At 67.8% G+C, this 3,902-nt stretch carries 3 protein-coding genes and 1 CRISPR repeat array; of the genes, 2 read left to right on the top strand and 1 reads right to left on the bottom strand.

Going from position 1 to position 3,902, the window contains the following annotated elements; all coding sequences use genetic code 11:
• Positions 1 to 101 precede the first annotated feature (101 nt).
• Positions 102 to 392, top strand: coding sequence for a CRISPR-associated endonuclease Cas2 (gene cas2 / locus AC08OO_RS22760; RefSeq protein WP_011437730.1), 291 nt, complete (start codon positions 102 to 104; stop codon positions 390 to 392).
• Positions 393 to 524: 132 nt separating this feature from the next.
• Positions 525 to 1,212: direct repeats of the CRISPR family, unit length 38 nt; unit sequence GGCAGCGCCGGGCGTCCGCGCCCGGCGAGGTTCCCAAC.
• Positions 1,213 to 2,086: 874 nt separating this feature from the next.
• On the top strand, positions 2,087 to 3,514 hold the full coding sequence (locus tag AC08OO_RS22755; protein WP_235609484.1) for a site-specific integrase: 1,428 nt from the start codon (positions 2,087 to 2,089) through the stop codon (positions 3,512 to 3,514).
• A gap of 33 nt (positions 3,515 to 3,547) precedes the next feature.
• Here the strand turns inward: AC08OO_RS22755 and AC08OO_RS22750 are convergent, their stop codons facing one another.
• A complete protein-coding gene (locus AC08OO_RS22750) occupies positions 3,548 to 3,706 on the bottom strand; it encodes a hypothetical protein (protein ID WP_160172373.1) in 159 nt (52 codons plus the stop codon).
• Positions 3,707 to 3,902 lie beyond the last annotated feature (196 nt).

Here is a 3,902-nt window from a genome sequence, read left to right as displayed (position 1 = left end):
CACGACACCCCCGCCGCCACCCTTCCCCTGCTCCAGGCCAGGATCCTCGCCCGACACCTCCGCGGCGACATCCCCCGGTACATCCCCTGGAGCCCTACCTGATGGACCTCCTCGTCACCTACGACGTAGACACCACCACCCCCGACGGCAACCGCCGCCTCCGTAAAGTCGCGAAAATCTGCGAAGGCCATGGCATCCGCGTGCAGAAATCCGTCTTCGAAATCGTCTGCACCGAACCCCAGCGCGTTCTCCTCGAACACAAAATCAGTCAGGTCATCGACGAGACCCTCGACAGCATCCGGATCTACCAGATGCCCCAGCACACCCTCGACAACGTCCACCACCTCGGCGCAGGCGTCCAACCCGTCCACCGCGCCGACCACATCATCTGACCGCCTCGGAACCCCAAGCACCTCCCCGACACCAGGCACCTCCCTAAGCCAGAAAGCACACAAAACGGTCAGAGACCCGGCCATAACAGTGACACTGGATCTTCTTCTACGAAGAACTCCCTGCTCAGACAGGGCAGCGCCGGGCGTCCGCGCCCGGCGAGGTTCCCAACGTCGGCTGGGCCGCCTACTAGCACTGAGCCACCGGCAGCGCCGGGCGTCCGCGCCCGGCGAGGTTCCCAACCCTGATCCGGTGACCAAGCTCGCCATGGGCAACGGCAGCGCCGGGCGTCCGCGCCCGGCGAGGTTCCCAACAGATGGCCGGACGCGACTGCGAGGTGCGCGAGCGGCAGCGCCGGGCGTCCGCGCCCGGCGAGGTTCCCAACCCCGTTGGTGGTGACGGTGAGCTGGGTGCCGCCGCAGGCAGCGCCGGGCGTCCGCGCCCGGCGAGGTTCCCAACGACGGTGTCGAGCAGCTCGGCAACGAGCTCCTCCGCGCAGCGCCGGGCGTCCGCGCCCGGCGAGGTTCCCAACGGCGTTGCGCTCGGCGAGGATCCGGGCCGTGTCCCAGCAGCGCCGGGCGTCCGCGCCCGGCGAGGTTCCCAACCGCCCGGTTCGTAGGGCCCGGCTCCTCCCGGGAGCGGCAGCGCCGGGCGTCCGCGCCCGGCGAGGTTCCCAACCACGTTTCCAGGAGCACTCATGGTCACGACGCAGGCAGCGCCGGGCGTCCGCGCCCGGCGAGGTTCCCAACCTCGTCCTGCAGCTGCTTCCAGGCGACCGCCAAGACGCAGCGCCGGGCGTCCGCGCCCGGCGCGGTTCCAGGCGTCGGCGGCGGGCCGTCGGGGGTCCATTTCCCACCGAGGACGATGCGCAGAAGGCGCTGATGGCCTCGTTAGCGGAGCTTCACGGCGGCGACTGGCTGGAAGAGGCCTGACTCGAACCCACGACCGACGGATTATGAGATCATCGGCAGCCTGTTCGCCGGTCTCCATGGACGTCCGCCGGTCCTGATCACAGGTACACCCGGTCGCCCCGCCGCTTCTTGATGATCGACGCCACAATATGGACAATACACCCTTTGAAGCCATAATCGCACCGATCTGGCCACGCAACGGTGCAGGTCGACCGGCGTACACCAGATCGTCGATCATAGCCAAAGAGGCATAAGTTACTCGCCAGCTAGGAAACTCAGGCTAGTCCAGAACATCCGCCGCGGCTACGACGAACTCGACGTCGAGGCCGATTCTCACCCGATACTGTCGCCTGTTCTCACCGAGCTCGCCCGCGCCATCTGACCGCCCGGCCGGCCAGAGCCTCGCACGCCCTACCCCTCACAACGCAACAGCCCCATGCCGAGGCCATGCCAGGGTGACGCGCTCGATGTCAATGTGGATGCCTGCGCCTGCGACGATGTCTCTGCCGAGGGCCGCGACGATGCCGTCTGCGATGGCACCAGCCCGGACCGTCGGTGCGCATGAATCGTATGCCCCGCCCCGTCCCACCAGCCGCGTCCGATGAACTTGGGCGCAGCTGCCCGTCATCCTCGGCCGCGGTAGCCCCCGGGACAGGCTGCCCGGATGGTGTCCAGTGAGGGGATCGGTGTTCAAACGGTGCGGCTGCCGCGATCCCCAGACAGGCAAGGATTACGGCGCCCGGTGTCCGAAACTGCCCCGGTCGGACCACGGTTCCTGGTTGTACATGCACGACGTCCCACCCGGTCCCAATGGGCGGCGGCGGCGCACCACCGGCGGACCGTTCGAGACCGAGACGGAGGCCGAGGTCGCGTTGACCGGTTCCCTGGCCGAACTCCATGGCGGTGGGCGGCCCGACGACACCGGGCTCACCGTCGCCCGCTACCTCGACGACTGGCTCGATGGAAAGGCGAGTCTCGCCGCGTCCACCCGCCGCTCGTATGAGGAGCACGTCCGCCTCTATCTCAAACCCGGCCTGGGACACCTCAGACTCGCTGACCTGCGCGACCACCACATCGAACAGCTCTACGCCGCCATGCGGCTCATCGGCCGGGATCTGCACGGCAGGAAACGCTCACCCCTGCTCGTCCGCCTCCTCGAAGTCCGCAAAGACGACCCCAACCACCGCCGGCCCCTCAGCGCCTCCCGGCTACGCCGGGTGCACGCCACCACCATGAGCGCGCTCAACAGCGCCGTGAAACGTAAGAAACTTGGCGTCAATCCGGCCGAACACGTCGAACTACCCAAGGCCCGCAAGCCCCGACCGCTCGTCTGGACCGCACCGCGGATCGCCGCCTGGGAACGCACCGGTAAACGGCCCTCCCCCGTCATGGTCTGGACCCCGCAGCAGGCCGGTGCCTTCCTCGACTTCACCGTCGCCGACCGCCTTTACCCACTGTGGCATCTCATCGCCCACCGCGCCCTACGTCGCGGTGAAGCCGTCGCCCTCGGCTGGACCGAAATCGACATCGACGACGACAGTATCTACATCCTCGACAACCTCCCCGGATCCGTTTCCGGCGCCGACGACAACCTCGACCTGGACGGCGACGAATACACCGAACCCAAAAGCGACGCCGGCTACCGTACTGTCAGCCTGGACCCGGCTACAAAAAACGTCCTCACCACCTGGCAGGCGCGCCAAGACGAGGAACGCGCCGCTTACGGTAAGGCCTGGGTCGACAGCGGACGGATGTTCACTCATCCCGATGGCAGCAGGCTCACCCCCAACGGCGTCTCGCAACGCTTCGAACGGCTCATCACCCGATTCGCCACCATCCGCCATGAGCACGCCGAACACAGCTGGACCGTCGACCAGCTCGCCGCCCGGCATTTCATGCCCGAAGACGCCATTCAGACCGCGCTCGCCTTCGGCCCCCTGCCCCCGATCCGACTGCACGACCTGAGGCACACCGCCGCCAGCCTCACCTACCGGGCCACCAAGGACCTCAAGGTCGTCTCCGAACTCCTCGGACACTCCTCCGTCCACTTCACCGGCGACGTCTACACCTCGGTCTTCGCCGACGCGGATCGCGCCGCGGCCAAAGCCGCCGCCGACATCGTCCCCCGCCGACACCCACCCGGCCAGGTGGAACCCGACAGCTTGGACGACCCCACACCACCCCCCGCCAACGGACCTGGCCTCGACCTGTAGGACACCCCGGGTCAGGTTCGCAGCAAACTCCGGTCACACCGACCGCATCGGCTCTTGATCCACCAGCAGCGCGGGAGACCACACCAACCGCGCACGGTCAAGATCGGTCAAACAGCCGGTAGACCAGGCCATCCCCACGACCGCGGCGGGGCCGCCGAGGGCCACCAAGAGCTCGTCCGCATCGACCGGCACCGAGGCACCCTCACCAGCCACGGCCACTCTCCGCAACCAGCGGAGGAGGCTCGGAAAATGGTTGCGGTCGCAACGTCACCAGCACGTCACCACCAGGGCCCGTTGTTGATCTCCACGGCCACCTGGCCGCTGCAAAAGGCCAGGTCAGGAGGGGTGGGGCGGGTGGGGCTCGAACCCACGACCGACGGATTATGAG

Source organism: Frankia sp. CeCAU1 (assembly GCF_977971845.1).
This window is presented reverse-complemented; position numbering and strand designations above follow the sequence as displayed.

Excerpts from the sequence above, each read along its gene's own strand:
- cas2 (WP_011437730.1), top strand. The coding sequence starts at position 102 with ATGGACCTCCTCGTCACCTACGACGTAGACACCACCACCCCCGACGGC.
- AC08OO_RS22755 (WP_235609484.1), top strand. The coding sequence starts at position 2,087 with ATGCACGACGTCCCACCCGGTCCCAATGGGCGGCGGCGGCGCACCACC.